Here is an 18,107-nt window from a genome sequence, read left to right as displayed (position 1 = left end):
GGCGATGCTGCTGGAGGACAACATGCCGGCGTGCTATGGAAGCAGAAAGCTCACAGTGATGACCATCTGCAGTGTACCCGGATGGCGTACCCCGTCACCGTGGCATGGCGTCACTGTGGCAGGGTGACTCAGGCCCGCACTTGCCCGGCTCCGCGTGTATTGCCCCGGAAACGCCCTGCTGCCAGGTGCAGCACCCTCGGTGCGAAGGCGTCGAGCCGCTTTTTTTGGCGCAAAACAAAAACGGCGAGGGGTTAGCCTCGCCGTTTTTGTCGTCTCACCTCATCCCTGGGAGTCATCATCCTGATGATGCCGCGATCCTTGCGGCGGTTCCCTTGTCTTCAAGCCCTAGCAGCCTTCATCGATCCTTCGATGTCGGTATGGGAGTCACTCTACTCCGACAGCCGTTCCGATCCTATTGGGCGAACGCTCGATCTGCTGTAGGCGATGGCTTACAGCGGGACGCCGCCCGAGCAGGCGCGGCGATCCTGGAGCCGGTGAATGGCCGCTCCGCGCTGGGTTACATGTGCGCGGCGAAGCGCTCAATGGTGGGCTGCTGGCGTTGCCGGGCCTGCCAGATGTCGTAGTCGGCCTGCACAGCGAGCCAGGTGCGCGCCTTGCCGATGCCGGCCATCTCCAGACGGATAGCCAGGTCCGGGCTGATCGGTGCATGACCGTGCAGGATGCGGGACAGGGTTTCCCGGGCGAAGCCCAGCCGGCGGGCCACGCGCTTGGCGCACCGCGGCCGGCGCCATGTGGCACAGCCCTGCACAAACCATCGAATTGCCGCTCTTTTGCCAACCCCGTCGCGCTTTGCGGACGTCGCCCGAAATCCATCACGTGTGAGATATTGCCAGTGCTGGAACTTTGATCTAGCTTTTCTCACATGTGATGGATCTGGTAAGCCATGCCAAGCAGGAAGTCCACTCCGGCCGGGGCGCAGAAGAAGCCCTCCAGCTTCTACATGAGGCGCATGCGCAGCGCGCTGGCCGAGGCCGGCTACGTGAAGCACGAAGCCTGGGTGCTGCCCGAGAACCGGGAACGGCTCAAGCAGCTCGAGAAGCGACTACGCCAGCCGCTGTTGGCCGGCACATTCAAATGGGAGGAATACATGAGCGCAGGGGAAAACTGGACCATCGACCGCCTTTACGGCGCCTTGCAGGCGCTGGACGAGGTGAGGTCCGGGGAGATCGGCATCGCCCTGGTCCAGGGCGCCGAGCCGAGCATCAAGCTGGAGATGAACGAGTACGGCGGCCTGCCGATCTACCTCGCGGTGGTCGGCGAGCAGATCATCGTCGACTCGGTGCTGGTCGATCGGGAGGCCATCGCCGACGTCGCCCGCTTCAACGACGCCGTGCTGCGCAGCCGGGAGCTGTTCCCGCTGTCCTCGATCGGCATCGAGACGATGCCCAACGGGCAGACCGTCTACAACATGTTCGGCGCGCTCAGCTCCGGCTCCAGCCTGACCAACGTGGTGACCGAGGTGTTCACCCTGGTCGACAACCTTCAGCGCGCCGCCGAGGCGTTCGAAGACTTCTTCAAGTAACAGGGGAGCATCCGCATGTCAGGCACGTCCATCTGGAGCAAGCTGTTCACCGCCATCCGCGGCGGCGCCAGCGAAGTCGGCGAGGCCATCGTCGACCAGCAGGCACTGCGCATCCTCGACCAGGAGATCCGCGACGCCGATGCCGCGCTGGCCGGCGCCCGCCAGGAGCTGGCCGCGATCATGGCCAAGCACAGCCTGGCGAGCCGCCGCGTGGCCGAGCACGACGCCAAGATCAAGGACCTCGAAGCCAAGGCCCTGGCGGCGCTGAAGGCCAGCCGCGAGGATCTGGCGACCGAAGCCGCGCAGCTGATCGCCAATCTGACCAACGAGCGCGACGCCGAGCACCGGCAGGCCAGCGAGTTCGGCGCCTACGTCGAGAAGATGCGCAAGGACGTCGCCAAGGCCGAGGCGCGCATCAGGAGCCTGCGCCAGCAGGTCGACATGGCCCGCGCCCGCGAGAGCGTGCAGAAGGCCCAGGTCAGCGCTTCCATCGCCAGTGGCGGGGCCAACGGCAAGCTGGAGACCGCGGTCGGCACCCTCAATCGCCTGAAGGCCAGGCAGAACCAGCGCGCCGCCGAGCTGGAGGCCCAGGAGCAGCTGGCCGAGGTGTCCACCGGCAGCGACCTGGAGCGGCGCCTGAAGGAAGCCGGCATCGTGCCGGATGCCGGCAGCGCCAATGCGGTGCTGGAGCGCCTGCGCAAGCAGGCCGCCGAGTAAGGCCTTGGCGCGCCGGGGACGGGGGAGGCCCCGTCCCCGGCGCGCCGCAGGTCAGGGACAGGCAGTGAATATCGTCGACGGATTCCGCGTGGTGGCCGGTGTGGCCGGGCTGATGCTGGCGCTGCAGGTGGTCAACGCGCTCAGCGGCTACAGCCTCAACGGCTTCGGCCTGCTGCCGCAGTCGCTCTGGGGGCTGCCGGGTATCGTCGCCTCGCCCTTCCTGCATGGCTCGTTCCCGCACCTGGCCGGCAACCTGCTGCCCTTCCTGGTGCTCGGCACCCTGGTGGCCGCCGAGGGCAGGCGGCGCTTCGTCGCCGTCAGCCTGGTCGTCGTCCTGCTCGGCGGCCTGCTGGTCTGGCTGTTCGGCCGGGACGGTCTGCATGTCGGCGCCAGCGGCTGGGTGTTCGGCCTGTGGGCCTGGCTCCTGGCACGGGCCTGGTACCGGCGCAACTGGCGCAACCTGCTGGTCGCCGGCGTGGTGCTCCTGCTCTACGGCGGCCTGGTCTTCGGCCTGCTGCCGGGGCGGGGGACCTCGTTCGAGTCGCACATCGCCGGGGCGCTCGCCGGCCTGGTCGCGGCGCGGCTGCTGCCGCCCTGATCCCCTGCACTGGAATCGGAAGCCATGTCGATCTTCGTCCTGCTGCGCCTTCATGCGGCCGCCTTCTTCGCGCGCTTCAGCTGGGCCGGGCTGGGCCTGGCCACGGGGCTGCACGTCCTGGTCGCCTACGCGGGCCTGCTGGCGCTGGGCGAGTCGCACCTGACGGCGCCGGCGACCTATGCGTATTTCTATCTGACCACGGCGCTGACCGTCGGCTACGGCGATCTCGCGCCCCTGTCGCCGGCCGGGCGCCTGTTCGTGGCCGGCTGGGTGATGATCGGCGGCATCGCCCTGCTCACCGCGACGATCGGCAAGGCCACCAATCGGGTGATCGACTTCTGGAGAAAAGGCATGAAGGGCAAAGGGGAGTACACCGACCGCACGGCCCACACGGTGCTGATCGGCTGGGAGGGGAAGGTCAGCGAGCGGGTCGTCGAGCTGCTGCTCGAGGACGAAACCTCCAACGACGACCTGATCGTGATCTGCGATGCGGCCCTGGAAGAAAACCCGATGCCGGGCCAGGCCGCCTTCGTCCGCGGCGACAGCCTGTCCTCGGCTGCCCTGCTGCGCCGCGCCGGTGTGCCCGGCGCCGAGCGGGTGCTGGTGCGCACCGGCTCGGACGACCTGACCCTGGCCACGGTGCTGGCGGTCAACCAACTGAATCCGGCGGGCCACGTCGTGGCGCATTTCAACAACAGCGAGACCGCCGCCCTGGCCCGCGCCTACGCGCCGAAGCTGGAGTGCACCTCCGGCATGGCCATCGAGATGCTGGTGCGCTCCTCCCAGGACCCCGGCTCGTCGGAGGTGATCAACGAGCTGCTCAGCGTCGGTCAGGGCGCCACCCAGTACCGGCTGAGGCTGCCGGACGGCTTCGAGGGGCGCTTCGGCGACCTCTACCTGAGTTTCAAGCAGCGCCACAACGCGACCCTGATCGGCTACCGCGCCATCGGCGAGCACCTGCCGGCGGTCAACCCGCCCGGCGACACCCGCATCCGGGGCGGCGAGCTGTTCTACATCGCCGCCGCCCGTCTCAAGGAGAGTTGCCATGAGCTGGCTTAAGCGCATGATGGGCTTCGAAGCCCCGAAGAGCGAATCCGTGGCGCCGGCGGCCGACCCGCTGGGGCTCGCCCGCGGCCGGGCGGTGGGCTTCGACCCCAGCCTGGGCCTGCTGCTCGAGGGCCATTCCCGGGTCTGCGTGCCCGCCAGCCAGCCGATCTGGAGCGAGGGGGTGATCGACCTCGGCCAGTCCCACTGGCTGTCGCGCTACTACCTGGACGACCAGGACTTCTGGCTGCAGGTCCACACCAGCGGCGCGCGGGACGGGCAGGTCGAGTCGCTGATCCTGTTCAACTACCTCGACTGCGCCAGCGTCGCCAGCGAGGCGGAGCTGCGCCGCCTGGCCGGGCCGGACAGCCCCATCGGCCTGCCGCGCTACAGCCTCGACGGCGTCGAGTTCGTCCGCGAGTGGGGCACCGAGCAGGGCCAGACCCGGCTGGTGGATTTCTTCGAGCGCGTGCGCAGCGCCAACGACGAAACCTACGGCATCGGCCACTACGCGATGCTCTACGCCCGCGACACCGGGCTCACCGCGCGGCGCGAGTTCCTGCTGTTCTCAGTCGAGGAGGACGGCGAGGGCGCCGTCAGCCTCAGCACCGCGCTGGGCGTCTCGCTCTACACCACCGATCTGCACCTCATCTGAAACAGGGAAATACCGATGCTCGACGCACTGCAAATGTCGCTCAACCAGGCGGCCGTGTTCGGCTTCCTCGCCTACATGCTGGGCGCGGCGGTCCTCTTCTTCCTCTTCCAGCTGGTCTACACGCGGCTCACCCCGCACCGCGAGTTCGCCCTGATCCGCGAGGGCAACGTGGCGGCGGCGATCGCCCTGGCCGGGGCGATCGTCGGCTTCGCCATCCCCGCCAGCAGCGTCATCGCCCATTCGGTCGGCCTGCTCGACTTCGTGGTCTGGGTGCTGATCGCCGCAATCGTCCAGCTGCTGGCCTTCTTCGCCGTCCACCTGGCGCTGCGCGACCTGCCGGCGCGGATCCAGAAGGGCGAAATCGCCTCCGGCATCTACGTGGCGGCGGTGGCGGTCGGCGTCGGCCTGCTCAACGCGGCCTGCATGACCCCCAACTGAGCGGCCGGCGGGAGGCCCCGATGAAGCGCAGCAGCTACGTGCAACTGTCCCTGGCCACCTCGATCAGCCTGGCGATCGCCGGCTGTGAGGGGCCGCAGGACACCTACAACATCGAACAGAAGTTCCGCTTCCAGTCGGTGCAGGAGTGCGTGAACCAGAAGTTCCCGGTCGACGTCTGCTCCGACGCCTACATGACCGCCCTGGCCGAGCACCGGCGCGTCGCACCGGTATACGACCGGCAGGCCGACTGCGAGGCCGACTTCGTGCCCGGCTACTGCCAGACCGATTCCGCCGGCCGCTACGTGCCGCAGCCGGGCGGCTTCGAGCTGACCGCCGGCGGCAGCGTCAGCCAGGCGCAGATGGACAGCGCCCGCGCCCAGGCGGCCGCCTCGGGCAGCTCCCTGGACGGCCTGCTGATGGGGCTGCTGATCGGCAACCTGATGAGCGGCGGCGGGCGTTATTACAGCGAGCCGGTGTATCGCCACCGCGACGGCCGCGGCACTTTCTCCACCTCGACCCTCGGCCGGCGCATCGAGCAGGGCGCGAGCTTCCCGAACTCGCAGCAGAGCCGCTACGGCCAGGGCTACAGCCGCACCACCAGCAAGCCGATCTCGACCTCCGCGGCCACCTCGCGCGGCGGCTTCGGCAGCCAGTCCAGCGCGCGCAGCGGCTGGGGCGGCAGCAGCAGCGTCGGCGGCTGAGGAGGCCTCATGCAGAGAATCGCGATCGACGAACGACCGGACTGGCGGCGGACCGCCAAGCGGCTCGGCTTCCGCTTCCACACCATCGACGGCGAGCCCTACTGGGACGAGCGCGCCTACTACCGCTTCAGCCTCGCCCAGGTCGAGAACGACATCGAGGCGCCGACCAACGAGCTGCACGCGATGTGCATGGATCTGGTCGAGCGGGTGGTGCACAGCGAGGAGCTGCTCGAGCGTCTGGCGATCCCGCCGGCGTTCCACGAGCTGATCCGCACCTCCTGGGTCGAGGGCCATCCGCACCTCTACGGGCGCATGGACTTCTCCTATGACGGGCGCGGGCCGGCCAGGCTGCTGGAGCTGAACTACGACACCCCGACCAGCCTCTACGAGAGCGCCGCCTTCCAGTGGGGCTGGCTGGAGGAGTGCATGGCGCTCGGCAGGCTGCCGCGCCACGCCGACCAGTTCAACAGCATCGAGGACCAGCTGCGCCAGGCGTTCTCCGAGCTGGGCATCCGCCGGCCCTTCTACTTCGCCTCGATCCGCGGCTCGGCGGAGGACCGCGGCACCACCGACTACCTGCGCGGGATCGCCGAGCAGGTGGGCATCGCGACCCGCCACATCGACCTCGAGGACATCGGCCTGAACGCCGAGGGCCGCTTCGTCGATCTGGAGGAGCGCTGGATTCCCCACCTGTTCAAGCTGCATCCCTGGGAGTTCGTCTTCCACGAGCCGTTCGGCGCGGCGCTGGCCGACTGCGACACGCAGTTCTTCGAGCCGCCGTGGAAGGCGCTGCTCTCCAACAAGGGCATCCTGCCGCTGCTCTGGGAGTTCCACGAAGGCCATCCGAACCTGTTGCCCTGCCATCTGGACACGGATGCCGCGAAGCCGGTGCCCAAAGGCTGGGTGCGCAAGCCCTTCTTCTCCCGCGAGGGGGCCAACGTGGAGCTGTGCACGGCGGCGGGCGAGGCGTTCCGGGTCGACGGTCCCTACACCGATGCGCCCTATATCCTGCAGGCCTGCGCGCCGCTGCCGCGCTTCGCCGGCAACCACACCCTGATCGGCTCCTGGGTGATCGGCGACAACGCCGCGGGCATGGGCATCCGCGAGGACGACGGCCCGATCACCCGCGACTCCAGCCGCTTCCTGCCGCACGTCATCCTCGACTGAGGGGCGGGCTCACTCCAGCGGGAAATCCCTGCAGAGCGGCTCGAGCGCCTGGTCCGAACGCTGCGCGGCGTCGGCCAGGGCCTGGCGCCACGCCTCGCACAGGGGCTGCAGATCGGCCTCCCGCTCGGCCCGCTGCAGCCACTGCAGACGGTCGTGCCAGTCGCCGAGCGCCGATTGCGCCGCCTTCAGGCGCTTGGCCGTGCCGGCCGGCAGGGCCGACAGCTCGGGATAGGCCTCGTCGGCGTAGCGCACCCGCTTGATCAGCACGCGCAGCCGGTGGCGGTCATGGGCCGGATCGCGCAGGGCTTCGGCCAGCTTGCGCTGCTGCTTGGCCAGCCGCTTGCGGATGTGCTTGCGCAGCCCCTGGAGATCGCCGAGCCGCTCGGCCCGGCGGCAGACTGCCGGCCAGGCCTCCAGGGCATTGCGCAACAACAGCCATTCGGCGCTGGCCAGCAGGGCGTCGCGCCCCGCCTCCAGCGCCTGCCGGCGGGGCGCGCTCAGCTCGGCCAGACCGCGGGCCTGCAACTCCTGCAGCAGGACCTCGGTGTCGCGCAGCGGCGTGCTCGCATGGCCGACCGCCGCCGCCACGACCTCCAGCGCATCGATGTCGGACAGGCCGCGCAGCGGCCGCAGCACGCTGCGCAACTGGCGCACGGCGACGCGCAGATCGTGCAGCGCTTCCTCGTCGCTGCGCGCCTGCAGCCGGGCGCCGCTGGCCATCAGCGCGACATCCAGCTGCAAGACGTGCTCGACCAGCCGATCGACAATCATCCCTAATCTCCCAAACAGCCGGCGCGGCTACAGTGGCCGGATAACGTCGCGCGATCATCGCGACGGATCGGTCGCCTGGTTGCCACATGCCGGCAGAGGATGCGGCGCCTGCAGGCGCGCCTGCAACTGCGCGACGAAGGCTTCCGCCGTGCTCTGACTGTTGAAACGGACCTTGTATTGATTCAACCAAACCACATAGCCGGCCTGGTTACCGGCTTTTTCCATCCTGACGATCATTGCGAAGTCCGGGAAAGTGGAAAGGAGACGGACATCTCTTGGCGACCGAATGCTCGGCTCTCGAGGCCCGAATCGATACTGACTATAGGCCAGCCCACGGCACTTGCCGCCGGCGGGGCCGCCAGCGTCCGGCCCGGCAGGCGTTGCCGGTGCGATTGGAAGAGTGCTCGTCGGCCGCATGGCGGAGCGTGTTTCAGGCGCTTTTCGGGTAATCCAGCTGCACTTTCGCGGGTTTGGTCGTGCCGACGGCCGACCAGGACTGCGTATCGAAGGAAAGCCTGACGACGGCGCAGGTCGGCAGGTGGTCGATCTTGCTCGACAGGCGATGGGCGAGTTCGTCCAGCGCCGGGTTGTGGCCGACCAGCATCACATCTTCCAGTTTGTCGTCGAACCCATGAATGATGTCGAGCAGGTTGTCCGCCTCGGAAACATACAGCTCGTTGTTGGTCATGATGTCTTTGGGCTTGTAATCGAGCGTCCTGGCGATGGCTTCTGCCGTGACGAGCGCCCGTTTTGCCGGGCTCGATACAATGAGATCGGGTTTCACCCCCCGTTTCGCCAGACGCTTGCCCATCTTCGGGGCATCGTTCTCGCCCCGCTCGGTCAAGGGCCGGTCCTGGTCGGGCAACTCGGGATCGTCCTTGCTTGCCTTGGCATGACGAACGAGAAACAGCGTTTTCATGGTGCACTCACCTATTTGGCCGTTCGGAAGCGTTGCCCCGTCCCTTGGGCGGCGTGCTTGCAGGGCACGCCCGCATGCGGCTTTCGGTTCGCCACCGAAGGCTGCATCCATGATGTGTCGACTCAAGCTAGATCATTGCCGGCCGATTGCAAGACGGCCCCGCTGGGCGCGGCGCGGCAGGCGCCTCCCGCTCTGGCCCGCTCAGAAGGCTTCCCAGCGCTCCTCGGCGACGGCCAGGGCCGGCCTGGCAGATTCCTTCGCCACGGCCAGCCTGTGCTGCTCTCCTGAGCGGGATTGCGCCGTGTCGCTCCGCGCCGTCCGGGCTTCCTGCCCTGCGCCCAGCCGGAACACCGCCACCGCCTCCTCCAGATGCCGTGCCTGCTCGGCCAGCGAGGCCGATGCCGCCGACGCCTCCTGCACCAGCGCCGCGTTCTGCTGCGTCACCTCGTCCATCTGCGCGATCGCCGTGTTCACCTGGCCGATGCCCTCGCTCTGCTCGTGCGAGGCCGCCGAGATCTCGTCGATGATGTCGGTCACCCGCTGCACCGACCTGACCACTTCCTCCATGGTCCGGCCCGCCTGCTCGACCAGCTGCGAGCCGTCGCCGACCCGCTTGGTCGAGGCTTCGATCAGCGCCTTGATCTCCCGCGCCGCCTCCGCCGAGCGCCCCGCCAGGTTGCGCACCTCGCCGGCCACCACCGCGAAGCCGCGGCCCTGCTCGCCGGCACGCGCCGCCTCCACCGAGGCGTTCAGGGCGAGGATGTTGGTCTGGAAGGCGATCGAGTCGATCACCCCGACGATCCGCGCGATCTGCTGCGAGCTGTCGCTGATCTCGCGCATCGTCTCCACCACCCGGCCGACCACTTCGCGGCCCTGCCCGGCAGTGCCCGACGCGTCGTTGGCCAGCGCGCTGGCCTGGCGGGCGTTGTCGGCGTTCTGCTTCACCGTTGCGGTCAGCTCCTCCATGCTCGCCGCGGTTTCTTCCAGCGAGGCGGCCTGCTGCTCGGTGCGCGAGGACAGGTCGGCGTTGCCGCTGGCGATCTCTTGCGCGCCGACCAGGATCGAGCCGCTGCCGGCGCGCACGCTGCCGACGATCCGCACCAGGCTCTCCTGCATCTCGCGCAGCGCGCCCAGCAACTGGCCGATCTCGTTGCCCGAGCTCACCGGGATCGGCTGCGACAGGTCCGCCCGCGCCAGGCGCTGTACGTGCTCCGCCGCCTCGCTCACCGGCCTGACCACCAAGCCCAGCAGCATCGCCCGCAGCCCCAGCATCAGCAGCAGGGCGAGGCCCAGCGCGAGGCCGCCGACGATGGCGAAGGCGGTGAGACTGGCGTGATAATCGGCCAGCTGCCGTGCGCCATGGGTTTCGAGGTAGGCCAGGGTATCGGCCAGATCCCTGGCGACCTGGGGACCGCGCTTGAAGATCATCTCGTCCTCGAGCTGGTCGTAGGTGTCGGTGTCCTGCTCGACCCAGGCCTGCAGCTGCCTGTCGAGCGCCGCCAGGCTCTCGTCTAGGTCGCCGGCCACCGTTTCCAGCAGCTGGCGCCCGTCCTCCCGGGCGAACGGCGGCATGGCCTTGAAGTCCGCCAGGGACGTGCGGGCCGTGCCGAGCAGCTCCCGGAGTTCGGCCTGCTGCTCCTGCCGCTCCACCATGCCGACCAGGCCGACGGCGCTCATCTTGCCGTAGGCCTCCAGGTGCGCGAAGACCTTCAGGCTCAGCCTGTCGATCTGGCGCAGCAGGTCGATGCGGGTGGCGGTCCGTGTCCGGTCCTCGAGCGCCTGGTTGGCCATATCGGTGCCGGTGTAGCCCAGCGCGGCGATGATGCCGATCAAGAGCGCGAAACAGGCCAGGGTGGTGGTGACGATCGCCCTGATGCTCAGGTTGCGCAAGAAACCCAACATGAAAATCTCCATAACTAAGTAGACGTCGCGCAGGACTCGGCACGTTCGCATGTGCCCTGGAATGCAAGCGCGGTATCAGGTAATCCGTTCTCCTGCGCCTGCCGGGCGGTGTCCCGCCGCCGCGCCAGTTGGCGGGTGTCGACCAGGTTCAGGCTGTTGCCCTGCCGGGACTTGGCCTGCTGTTTGGCCTGCGAGGCCAGTTCGGCGAGCCGGGCGGCGTCCAGTTGCACGCAGGTTTCCGGAAACAGCTGGACGCAGCCCAGCGACAGGCTGAGCAGCGGGAATTGGCTGGGGCGGCCCCGGCGGTCATGGCCGCCGAAGTAGCCGGCCTCCAGGTGCTCGCTTCGGTAGTGGCGCTGGCATTGCGCCGCGAAGTCCTCCTGCAGGCGGGCCAGGCGCTGGCGCCAGTCGGCGGAGGTCAGCACCAGCAGGAAGTCGTCGCCGCCGATATGGCCGAGGAAGTCGCACTGCGGGTCGATCCGGGCGCCCAGGCAATTGGCCAGGTCGAGCAGCACCTCGTCGCCCCTGGCGTAGCCGTAGCAGTCGTTGAACGGCTTGAAGTGGTCGATATCCACATAGCAGACCAGCGCCTCGCGGGGGTTCTGCAGCAGGCGGGTCAGGTACTGCTGGATCGGCACGTTGCCGGGCAGCAGGGTCAGCGGGTTGGCGTGGCGGGCCTGCTGCAGCTTCTGCTCGGTGATCAGCCGGAGCACGTCGATGGCCCGGCCGATGCCCCGGTAGCGGCCGTCCCGGGTGATCACGAAGTCTTCCTCGATGCGCTGGCGGGCGCGCCCGGTCAGCAGGCGGCTGACCTGCTGCAGGGAATGCCCCTGGTCGACGGCGAGAAAGTCCTCGCCCATCAGCCGCTGGATCGGCCGGCGGGCGAACAGCTCGGGGCCGAAGGGCTTGAGTAGGACATCGGACAGCGCCTGGCGGTGGACCACGCCGACCGGGCGCTGCCCGGCATCGAGGACCGCCAGCAGGTTCAGCGAGGCCTGGCTGCGGAACCGCTCGAGGACCTCGGCGACCGGTGTGCTGTCGGCCACCCCCGGCTGCTCGATGAGCAGCACGCTGAGGTCGCTGCCTTCCTCGACGAGGGGCGGGCCGGCCAGCCTGGTCGCTGGCAGGCAGTCGCGGATCTCGGCGGGGTGCTCCGCGGGGCGGGCGAACAGGTAGCCCTGCAGCAGGTCGACGCCCATCTCGACCAGGGTGGCCAGTTCCTCCGCGCGTTCGATGCCCTCGGCGATGATCCGCGCCTGGGAGGCCCTGGCCATGCGCAGGATGGAGTCGACGAATTCGCGCTTGAGCGGGTCGCGGTCGATGCCGTCGATGAAGTGGCGGTCGATCTTCACGTAGTCGGGGCGCAGCTCGGACCACAGGCGCAGGCTGGCGTAGCCGGCGCCGAGGTCGTCGAGGGCGATGGAGAAGCCCATGGCGCGGTAGTGGCACAGGGCCGCATCGAGCAGGCCGAAGTCCTCGATGGGGGTCTGCTCGGTCAGCTCGATCACCACCTGTTGCGGCGCGATGCCCAGCTCCTTCAGCAGTTCCAGGGTGTGCCCGGTGCGCCGCCCGGGCTCCAGCAGGACCTCCGGCGAGACGTTGAGGAACAGCCGGCCGCCGAGCTCGAGTTCGCGAAAGCGCTGGCAGGCGTTCTTCCGGCACAGGGCCTCCAGCTCGTTGAGCCGGCCGGCGTGGCGGGCGGCGCCGAACAGCGGCATGGGCGCGTGCAGGGGGCTGTTGGAGGGGCCGCGGCTCAGCGCCTCGTAGCCGTGGACGCAGCGTTCGGAGAGGCTGAGGATGGGCTGGAACAGGGTGCTCAGGGTGCCGCGGGCAAGGATCAGGTCCAGGGCGCTCAGCTGCTCGGTGACGGTCATGGAGGGACCCCCGCTGGGGTAAGGCAAAATGCCATGATGTTGGTGCCGGGCTATTCCACGACAATTCCATGACGGTTGTATGACGTTCGTGCCAGTTCTGCCGAAAAAGCGCGGCGCCCGGCCCGGGCGCGGCCCGTAGCCGCGCCTCAGTCGCGCCAGGCGCGCGGGGCGAAGGCCGCCGGCCGGCCGGAGAGGGCCGTCGCCAGGCGGTCCAGCCAGACCTCGACCGGCAGCCGGGGGGCCTCGGTGGCGGCGCCGATGGCGAGCAGGCCGAGGAGCAGGACGCCGGCCGGGATGCGCCGCAGCGCGAGGCCTTCGAGACGGCGCAGGAAGAGCAGGGCGCCGGCCGTGCCGAGCAGGCAGCCGGCGACGGCCTCGGACACGGGGTGCGTGGCGGCGGCGATCTGCAGCAGGCCGTACCACCAGGCCACCGCCAGCGCCGCGAGGGCCGCCGGCCAGCGCCAGGCGGGGCGGATCTGCCGGGCCAGCAGGCTGGTCAGGACCACCAGCATCAGGGTCGCGTTCATCGCCTGGCCGCTGATGACCGTGAGGTCCAGGGCGCGTATGCCGAACCCCCAGCCCTTGAAGGCGAGCTTGCTCAGGACGACCGGCAGGTAGCAGGCGCCGAGGGTGACCAGCCAGGCCAGCAGCGCGCGCGGGGATCTTCCCGCCAGCAGCCAGACCGCGATCACCCCGGCCGCCGGCAGCATGACCGCCAGGTCGGAATAGCGGGTCAGCCCGTCCGGCAGCATGGCGCCTGTCCGCTTCGTTGATGGCATCTCGGTCCGCTCCGGCGTAGCATGGGTTTCTTCCTTTTTCCAGTCATGATCCCAGTGCCCGTGAAATTCCTCATCCTTGCAGTTCTGGTCTTTTCCGTCGGCTATGTGCATCTGCGCGGCCGGGTCCGTCACAAGCTCCCCCGTCAGCTCACCGACCATTCGAGCTTTCTGGCGCCGCTGAACACCCTCCTGTACCTGACCTCCAGCGTGCCCAACAAGCCCTACCTGTCGCCCGACGACTTCCCGGAGATGAAGCGCTTCCAGGACAACTGGGAGACCATCCGCGACGAGGCGCAGGCGCTGTTCCAGGCCGGCGAGATCAAGCGTTCCGACACCTACAACGATGCCGGCTTCAACTCCTTCTTCAAGAGCGGCTGGAAGCGCTTCTACCTGAAGTGGTACGGCGGCGACAGCCATCCCTCGGCGAGCAAGCTGTGCCCGAAGACCACCGCGCTGCTGCAGGAGGTCGGCTCGGTCAAGGCGGCGATGTTCACCGTGCTGCCGCCGGGCGCGCGGCTGGTGCGCCACCGCGACCCCTACGCCGGTTCGCTGCGCTACCATCTGGGCCTGTCCACCCCCAACGATCCGGCTTGCTTCATCAGCGTCGACGGCGAGCACTACGCCTGGAAGGACGGCGAGGCGGTGGTGTTCGACGAGACCTACATCCACCACGCCGAGAACACCACCGACCAGGATCGCCTGATCTTCTTCTGCGACATGGAGCGCCCCTTGAAGTATGGCTGGGCGACCGCGCTGAACCGCTGGTTCAGCCGCACGGTGATGGCCGCCGCCAGCTCGCCCAACGACGCCGGCGACAGGACCGGTGGGGTCAATCGCGCCTTCAAGTACCTGTACTGGCTGCGTCTGCAGGGCAAGGCGCTGAAGAAGCGCAGCCGCAACCTCTACTACAGCCTGAAGTGGGGCACGCTGGGCGGTCTGTTCGGGATGTTCCTGCTCAGCTGATGGCTTCAAGCGCATGAAACCGGGCCACCTTGCGTGGCCCGTTTCGTTTCCGGGCGCTGCCGGAGGCGTTGTGCTCTCAACTTCCTCTCCCGTGCCCGGGAGAGGGAGGGGGCCGACAGTGAAGCCGCGCTACGCAGGGCCGCCCAGCCGATAGGTGTCGATGGCTTCCAGCAGCACCTCGCGCAGCGCCTGGGCGGCGGTCGACAGTTCGTGGTCGGCCTGGGTCAAGAGGCCGATGCGCCGTTCGATGACCGGCTCGTGCAGGGCCACGCAGCGGGCGCCCAGCTCCTGCATCTGGCCGATGCACAGCGCGGGCACCGCGCTCACCCCCAGGCCGCTGGCGACCATGCGCCCCACCGTGGCCAGCTGATGGCTTTCGAAGGCGACCGGCAGCCTCTCCCCGTGTACCGCCAGGTGCTCTTCCAGCAGCAGGCGCACGGCGGAAGGGCGCTGCAGGGCGATGAAGTCCTCGCCGAGCAGTTCGGTCCAGCTCAGCCGCGGCCGTCCGGCCAGCGGCGAGTCGGGCGGCAGCACGGCGACGAAGCGGTCGGTGTACAGCGCGTCGAACGCCAGACCGTCCGGGGCCTCCGGCTCGAAGCCGATGCCCAGCTCGACCCGCCGGTTGCGGAGCATCTCGATCACCTGCTCGTTGATGACGTCGTGCACCGCGACGTTCACCTGTGGATAACGGCCGCGAAAGACCTTCAGCGCCGCCGGCAGCAGGTTGCCGGCGAAGGACGGCATGGCGGCCACGGCGACCCTGCCCAGCTGCAGGGTGAAGCGCTGGCGGAGCATTTCCTCGGCATTGTCCCAGTCGGCCAGCAGCTGCCGGGCGAGCGGCAGCAGGCTCTCGCCCTCCGGGGTCAGGCTCACGCTACGGGTGGTGCGGCTGAGCAGGCGACCGCCCAGGGACTCCTCCAGTCCCTTGATCGTCAGGCTCAGCGCCGGCTGGGACAGGTGCAGGCGCTCGCTGGCCTGGGCGAAGCTCAGGCTCTGCGCCACGGCGAGGAAGGCGCGCAGCTGCTTGAGGGTCATTCATTGGGTTTCCAAATCAATGCATTGGTAAAACAAACTTAACAAATAAGTCATGGCGAATGACACTGACCTCAACTTGATATCGCTCTCCGCCAGCGGCGCTGCGGAAGCAGGACAACAACAAGAGGCAGAACAGCATGGCCGGACTCGACAAGCGCGTGAACACCTACGCAGAGGCCCTCGAAGGGCTCACCGACGGCATGACCGTCCTGGCCGGCGGGTTCGGCCTGTGCGGCATCCCGGAAAACCTGATCGCCGAGATCCGCCGCCGGCGGGTCCGGGATCTGACCGTGGTTTCCAACAACTGCGGCATCGACGGCTTCGGCCTGGGCGTGCTGCTCGAGGACCGGCAGATCCGCAAGATGATTGCTTCCTACGTCGGCGAGAACGCCCTGTTCGAGCGCCAGCTGCTCGACGGCGAGCTGGAGGTCGAGCTGACCCCGCAGGGCACCCTGGCCGAGAAGCTGCGCGCCGGCGGCGCGGGCATACCCGCCTTCTACACCGCGACCGGCTACGGCACCCCGGTCGCCGAGGGCAAGGAGGTGCGCGAGATCCGCGGCCGGCACTACATCCTCGAAGAGGCGATCACCGGCGACTTCGCCCTCGTCAAGGGCTGGAAGGCCGACCACTTCGGCAACGTCGTCTACCGCCACACCGCGCAGAACTTCAACCCGGTGGTGGCCAGCGCCGGGCGGATCACCGTGGTCGAGGTGGAGGAGATCGTCGCGCCGGGCGAGCTGGAGCCCAGCCAGATTCACACCCCCGGCATCTACGTCGACCGCGTCATCCTCGGCCGCTTCGAGAAGCGCATCGAAAAGCGCACCGTGCGCGCCTGATCCTGCCCATCCGACCGAACAAGAGAGACTCCCATGGCACTTACCCGCGAACAGATGGCCCAGCGCGTGGCGCGCGAGCTGAAGGACGGCTACTACGTCAACCTGGGGATCGGCATCCCCACCCTGGTGGCCAACTACGTCCCCGAGGGCATGGACGTGATGCTGCAGTCGGAGAACGGCTTGCTCGGCATGGGCGCCTTCCCCGGCGAGGACGAAGTGGATGCCGACATGATCAACGCCGGCAAGCAGACGGTGACCGCGCGGCGCGGCGCCTCGATCTTCTCCTCGGCCGAATCCTTCGCGATGATCCGCGGCGGGCATGTCGACCTGACGGTGCTCGGCGCCTTCGAGGTGGACGTCGAGGGCAACATCGCCTCCTGGATGATTCCGGGCAAGCTGGTCAAGGGCATGGGCGGCGCCATGGACCTGGTCGCCGGCGCCGACAACATCATTGTCACCATGACCCACGCCTCCAGGGACGGCGAGTCCAAGCTGCTGGCGCGCTGCTCGCTGCCGCTGACCGGCGCCGGCTGCATCCGCAAGGTGCTCACCGACCTGGCCTACCTGGAGATCGAGCACGGCGCCTTCGTGCTCAGGGAGCGCGCGCCGGGGGTGAGCGTCGAGGAGATCGTCGCCAGGACCGCCGGCAAGCTGGTGGTGCCCGGGCAGGTGCCGGAAATGAGCTTCTGAAGTCCATCCCGCCTGCGTTCCGGCTGGGGGCCGGGGCTGGCGGCGGGCGGGGCGCTGTGTTGGAATCCGGCATCCTTGTCATGGCGCAATGGCATTATCATTCCGAGGTAGCCCGTCGGGCGCTTCGAACCGTCGCGTGCCGGTCACGCCGCCGCACGGTATGATCCGGCGCGGCGCGCACAGGGGGCCGGCCAGCCTGTGCTTCGGGGCGGGACCGGCGATCGAACGCGACCGACCTCCTGCCCGGCCAGGGACAATAACAACAAGAATGGAACCCCTCCATGTCTTCACCCTCCATTGCCATCCTCGGCTCCGACCCGAGAGGCATCGGCATTGCCACCCACTTCGCGCGGCATGGCCATGAGGTGCTGCTGTTCTATCCCTCGGCGGAGCAGCTCGCCGGCGTCCCGGCCGCGGCCCGGGCGATCCTGACCGAGCTGGCCGATGCCGGTCGTTTCGAGCGGGAGCGGACGGCGGCGACCCTGGCGCGGCTCGCCACCAGCATGCGGCTCAAGGACGTCGCCGGCGTCTGGCTGCTCATCGAGACGCTTCCCGAGCGGCTCGAGCTCAAGCGGGCGCTCTACGCCGAGCTGGAGCGGATCGTCGATGCCGAGGCCGTCATCGCCAGCAACACGCGCGACCTGTCCCCCGACCGGCTGGCCGAGAACATGCGCCATCCCGGGCGGCTGCTGATCGTCCATTTCCAGAGCCCGCCCCACCTGATCCCGCTGGTGGAAGTCGTGCCGGGCCGTCTGACCCGGGCCGAGCACCTCGAGCGCGTCCGGGTGCTGCTGGCCGGGATGGCGCTGGAGGTCATGGTGCTGGACAAGGCCATTCCGGAAGCGGTGGCTCCCGGAGCGTCGGCAAGCGCCTGCGCGCAAGCCCTGATCGAGGAGACGGTCGACTAGTGCAGTTTCAATCAACATCCTGTTCAAGTGGCGGGAGCTGTTCACAACCGTAATAGGTGCAGACTCGCTCCATCACCTCGGCGATCGTCAATGGGCGTTCGGGCTCATGGATCGCCCGCTTGCCATGCACCCAGCAGGGCTCGATCCGGTTCAGCCAGGGGCTCTTGCTCGGCAGGCGGCAGGTTACGATCCGTACGCCACCCTCGGCCCTGGCCCGGCGGTTGTGCGCCCCGATCCAGGCTCGCACCCGGTGGCTGACATGCCAGCTGGCGTTGTCCCAGATCATCAGCAGCGCCTTCTTCCCTTCGCTCGCCAGGCGCTCGCAGACCCACTCCAGGAAGTCCTCGGTCACCTGGCTGACCGGGCGGCCCTTGACGAAGCGCAGCAGCATCTGCCCCGTGTCGGCGCGCAGCAGGCCATAGCAGCTCAGCGCCTTGGGTTCGGCATCCTGCGGATCCACCGACAACTGCTGCAGGCGCAAAGCCGGACCCGCGCTCCAGGCCTTCAGGAACGGGCGCGCGAAACGACTCCACCAGACCTCGTCCTGAAAACCCAGCACCCAGTCCG

At 68.6% G+C, this 18,107-nt stretch carries 20 protein-coding genes and 1 pseudogene; 12 read left to right on the top strand and 9 right to left on the bottom strand.

Going from position 1 to position 18,107, the window contains the following annotated elements; genetic code table 11:
• Positions 1 to 517: 517 nt before the first annotated feature.
• A pseudogene (locus ACG10_RS20945) lies at positions 518 to 724 on the bottom strand (HigA family addiction module antitoxin); the annotation flags it as partial.
• Positions 725 to 904: 180 nt separating this feature from the next.
• Here ACG10_RS20945 and ACG10_RS20940 point away from each other — a divergent pair.
• The 8 genes from ACG10_RS20940 (at position 905) to ACG10_RS20905 (ending at position 6,863) form a co-directional block, all read left to right on the top strand.
• Positions 905 to 1,543 (top strand): YjfI family protein, encoded by a 639-nt coding sequence (locus tag ACG10_RS20940; RefSeq protein WP_089169693.1) that lies wholly within the window; start codon positions 905 to 907, stop codon positions 1,541 to 1,543.
• A 15-nt stretch (positions 1,544 to 1,558) separates the two neighbouring features.
• Positions 1,559 to 2,260, top strand: coding sequence for a PspA/IM30 family protein (locus ACG10_RS20935; protein WP_089169692.1), 702 nt, complete (start codon positions 1,559 to 1,561; stop codon positions 2,258 to 2,260).
• A 64-nt stretch (positions 2,261 to 2,324) separates the two neighbouring features.
• Positions 2,325 to 2,858 carry a rhomboid family intramembrane serine protease gene (locus ACG10_RS20930; protein ID WP_089169691.1) on the top strand — a complete coding sequence of 178 codons (534 nt, stop codon included), beginning with the start codon at positions 2,325 to 2,327 and terminating at the stop codon, positions 2,856 to 2,858.
• 24 nt (positions 2,859 to 2,882) lie between these two features.
• Entirely contained in the window at positions 2,883 to 3,917 is a 1,035-nt protein-coding gene (locus ACG10_RS20925) for an ion channel (RefSeq protein WP_089169690.1), read from the top strand.
• On the top strand, positions 3,904 to 4,557 hold the full coding sequence (locus ACG10_RS20920) for a DUF2491 family protein (protein ID WP_089169689.1): 654 nt from the start codon (positions 3,904 to 3,906) through the stop codon (positions 4,555 to 4,557). Before ACG10_RS20925 ends, ACG10_RS20920 begins: the two co-directional genes overlap by 14 nt.
• A 15-nt stretch (positions 4,558 to 4,572) precedes the next feature.
• Positions 4,573 to 4,995, top strand: coding sequence for a DUF350 domain-containing protein (locus ACG10_RS20915; protein ID WP_039807098.1), 423 nt, complete (start codon positions 4,573 to 4,575; stop codon positions 4,993 to 4,995).
• Positions 4,996 to 5,015: 20 nt separating this feature from the next.
• Positions 5,016 to 5,696, top strand: a complete 681-nt coding sequence (locus ACG10_RS20910) for a DUF1190 domain-containing protein (protein WP_089169688.1) — start codon at positions 5,016 to 5,018, stop codon at positions 5,694 to 5,696.
• Positions 5,697 to 5,705: 9 nt separating this feature from the next.
• Positions 5,706 to 6,863, top strand: coding sequence for a glutathionylspermidine synthase family protein (locus tag ACG10_RS20905; protein ID WP_089169687.1), 1,158 nt, complete (start codon positions 5,706 to 5,708; stop codon positions 6,861 to 6,863).
• Positions 6,864 to 6,872: 9 nt separating this feature from the next.
• On the opposite strand, the gene ACG10_RS20900 is transcribed toward ACG10_RS20905, so the two are convergent.
• The 6 genes from ACG10_RS20900 to ACG10_RS20880 all read right to left on the bottom strand — a co-directional run bounded on the left by ACG10_RS20900 (position 6,873) and on the right by ACG10_RS20880 (position 13,108).
• Positions 6,873 to 7,634 carry a CHAD domain-containing protein gene (locus ACG10_RS20900; protein WP_089169686.1) on the bottom strand — a complete coding sequence of 254 codons (762 nt, stop codon included), beginning with the start codon at positions 7,632 to 7,634 and terminating at the stop codon, positions 6,873 to 6,875.
• Positions 7,635 to 7,688: 54 nt separating this feature from the next.
• Complete coding sequence (locus ACG10_RS23900; RefSeq protein WP_131256542.1) at positions 7,689 to 7,871, bottom strand: hypothetical protein; 183 nt, start codon at positions 7,869 to 7,871, stop codon at positions 7,689 to 7,691.
• 193 nt (positions 7,872 to 8,064) lie between these two features.
• A complete protein-coding gene (locus tag ACG10_RS20895; protein ID WP_039807089.1) occupies positions 8,065 to 8,553 on the bottom strand; it encodes a SixA phosphatase family protein in 489 nt (162 codons plus the stop codon).
• Positions 8,554 to 8,754: 201 nt separating this feature from the next.
• The gene (locus ACG10_RS20890; RefSeq protein WP_089169685.1) at positions 8,755 to 10,455 is read right to left on the bottom strand and encodes a methyl-accepting chemotaxis protein; all 1,701 of its coding nucleotides are present in this window, start codon (positions 10,453 to 10,455) and stop codon (positions 8,755 to 8,757) included.
• A gap of 14 nt (positions 10,456 to 10,469) precedes the next feature.
• A complete protein-coding gene (locus tag ACG10_RS20885) occupies positions 10,470 to 12,329 on the bottom strand; it encodes a bifunctional diguanylate cyclase/phosphodiesterase (RefSeq protein ID WP_089169684.1) in 1,860 nt (619 codons plus the stop codon).
• 146 nt (positions 12,330 to 12,475) lie between these two features.
• Positions 12,476 to 13,108: a phosphoesterase gene (locus tag ACG10_RS20880; RefSeq protein ID WP_232487153.1), complete on the bottom strand. Its 633-nt coding sequence runs from the start codon at positions 13,106 to 13,108 to the stop codon at positions 12,476 to 12,478.
• Between the two features lie 60 nt (positions 13,109 to 13,168).
• On the opposite strand from ACG10_RS20880, the gene lpxO reads away from it, so the two are divergent.
• Positions 13,169 to 14,071, top strand: coding sequence for a lipid A hydroxylase LpxO (gene lpxO, locus ACG10_RS20875; protein ID WP_089169682.1), 903 nt, complete (start codon positions 13,169 to 13,171; stop codon positions 14,069 to 14,071).
• A gap of 129 nt (positions 14,072 to 14,200) precedes the next feature.
• Here lpxO and ACG10_RS20870 read toward each other — a convergent pair whose 3' ends face one another.
• On the bottom strand, positions 14,201 to 15,106 hold the full coding sequence (locus ACG10_RS20870) for a LysR family transcriptional regulator (protein WP_089169681.1): 906 nt from the start codon (positions 15,104 to 15,106) through the stop codon (positions 14,201 to 14,203).
• 137 nt (positions 15,107 to 15,243) lie between these two features.
• Between ACG10_RS20870 and ACG10_RS20865 the strand changes: the two genes are divergently transcribed.
• From ACG10_RS20865 to ACG10_RS20855, 3 genes are all read left to right on the top strand, one after another.
• On the top strand, positions 15,244 to 15,942 hold the full coding sequence (locus ACG10_RS20865; protein ID WP_089169680.1) for a CoA transferase subunit A: 699 nt from the start codon (positions 15,244 to 15,246) through the stop codon (positions 15,940 to 15,942).
• Positions 15,943 to 15,975: 33 nt separating this feature from the next.
• Positions 15,976 to 16,632: a CoA transferase subunit B gene (locus tag ACG10_RS20860; RefSeq protein WP_089169679.1), complete on the top strand. Its 657-nt coding sequence runs from the start codon at positions 15,976 to 15,978 to the stop codon at positions 16,630 to 16,632.
• 281 nt (positions 16,633 to 16,913) lie between these two features.
• Complete coding sequence (locus ACG10_RS20855) at positions 16,914 to 17,540, top strand: 3-hydroxyacyl-CoA dehydrogenase family protein (protein WP_089169678.1); 627 nt, start codon at positions 16,914 to 16,916, stop codon at positions 17,538 to 17,540.
• A gap of 7 nt (positions 17,541 to 17,547) precedes the next feature.
• On the opposite strand, the gene ACG10_RS20850 is transcribed toward ACG10_RS20855, so the two are convergent.
• Positions 17,548 to 18,099: a transposase gene (locus tag ACG10_RS20850; RefSeq protein WP_089169677.1), complete on the bottom strand. Its 552-nt coding sequence runs from the start codon at positions 18,097 to 18,099 to the stop codon at positions 17,548 to 17,550.
• Positions 18,100 to 18,107 lie beyond the last annotated feature (8 nt).

It is taken from the genome of Azotobacter chroococcum (assembly GCF_002220155.1).
GTDB lineage: Bacteria > Pseudomonadota > Gammaproteobacteria > Pseudomonadales > Pseudomonadaceae > Azotobacter > Azotobacter chroococcum.
This window is presented reverse-complemented; position numbering and strand designations above follow the sequence as displayed.

Coding starts and splice junctions, on each gene's coding strand:
- ACG10_RS20900 (WP_089169686.1), bottom strand. CDS start 7,634: ATGATTGTCGATCGGCTGGTCGAGCACGTCTTGCAGCTGGATGTCGCG.
- ACG10_RS20865 (WP_089169680.1), top strand. CDS start 15,244: ATGGCCGGACTCGACAAGCGCGTGAACACCTACGCAGAGGCCCTCGAA.
- ACG10_RS20880 (WP_232487153.1), bottom strand. CDS start 13,108: ATGCCATCAACGAAGCGGACAGGCGCCATGCTGCCGGACGGGCTGACC.
- ACG10_RS20905 (WP_089169687.1), top strand. CDS start 5,706: ATGCAGAGAATCGCGATCGACGAACGACCGGACTGGCGGCGGACCGCC.
- ACG10_RS23900 (WP_131256542.1), bottom strand. CDS start 7,871: ATGATCGTCAGGATGGAAAAAGCCGGTAACCAGGCCGGCTATGTGGTT.
- ACG10_RS20890 (WP_089169685.1), bottom strand. CDS start 10,455: ATGTTGGGTTTCTTGCGCAACCTGAGCATCAGGGCGATCGTCACCACC.
- ACG10_RS20915 (WP_039807098.1), top strand. CDS start 4,573: ATGCTCGACGCACTGCAAATGTCGCTCAACCAGGCGGCCGTGTTCGGC.
- ACG10_RS20870 (WP_089169681.1), bottom strand. CDS start 15,106: ATGACCCTCAAGCAGCTGCGCGCCTTCCTCGCCGTGGCGCAGAGCCTG.
- ACG10_RS20885 (WP_089169684.1), bottom strand. CDS start 12,329: ATGACCGTCACCGAGCAGCTGAGCGCCCTGGACCTGATCCTTGCCCGC.
- ACG10_RS20855 (WP_089169678.1), top strand. CDS start 16,914: ATGTCTTCACCCTCCATTGCCATCCTCGGCTCCGACCCGAGAGGCATC.
- ACG10_RS20920 (WP_089169689.1), top strand. CDS start 3,904: ATGAGCTGGCTTAAGCGCATGATGGGCTTCGAAGCCCCGAAGAGCGAA.
- ACG10_RS20895 (WP_039807089.1), bottom strand. CDS start 8,553: ATGAAAACGCTGTTTCTCGTTCGTCATGCCAAGGCAAGCAAGGACGAT.
- ACG10_RS20910 (WP_089169688.1), top strand. CDS start 5,016: ATGAAGCGCAGCAGCTACGTGCAACTGTCCCTGGCCACCTCGATCAGC.
- ACG10_RS20925 (WP_089169690.1), top strand. CDS start 2,883: ATGTCGATCTTCGTCCTGCTGCGCCTTCATGCGGCCGCCTTCTTCGCG.
- ACG10_RS20935 (WP_089169692.1), top strand. CDS start 1,559: ATGTCAGGCACGTCCATCTGGAGCAAGCTGTTCACCGCCATCCGCGGC.
- ACG10_RS20860 (WP_089169679.1), top strand. CDS start 15,976: ATGGCACTTACCCGCGAACAGATGGCCCAGCGCGTGGCGCGCGAGCTG.
- ACG10_RS20940 (WP_089169693.1), top strand. CDS start 905: ATGCCAAGCAGGAAGTCCACTCCGGCCGGGGCGCAGAAGAAGCCCTCC.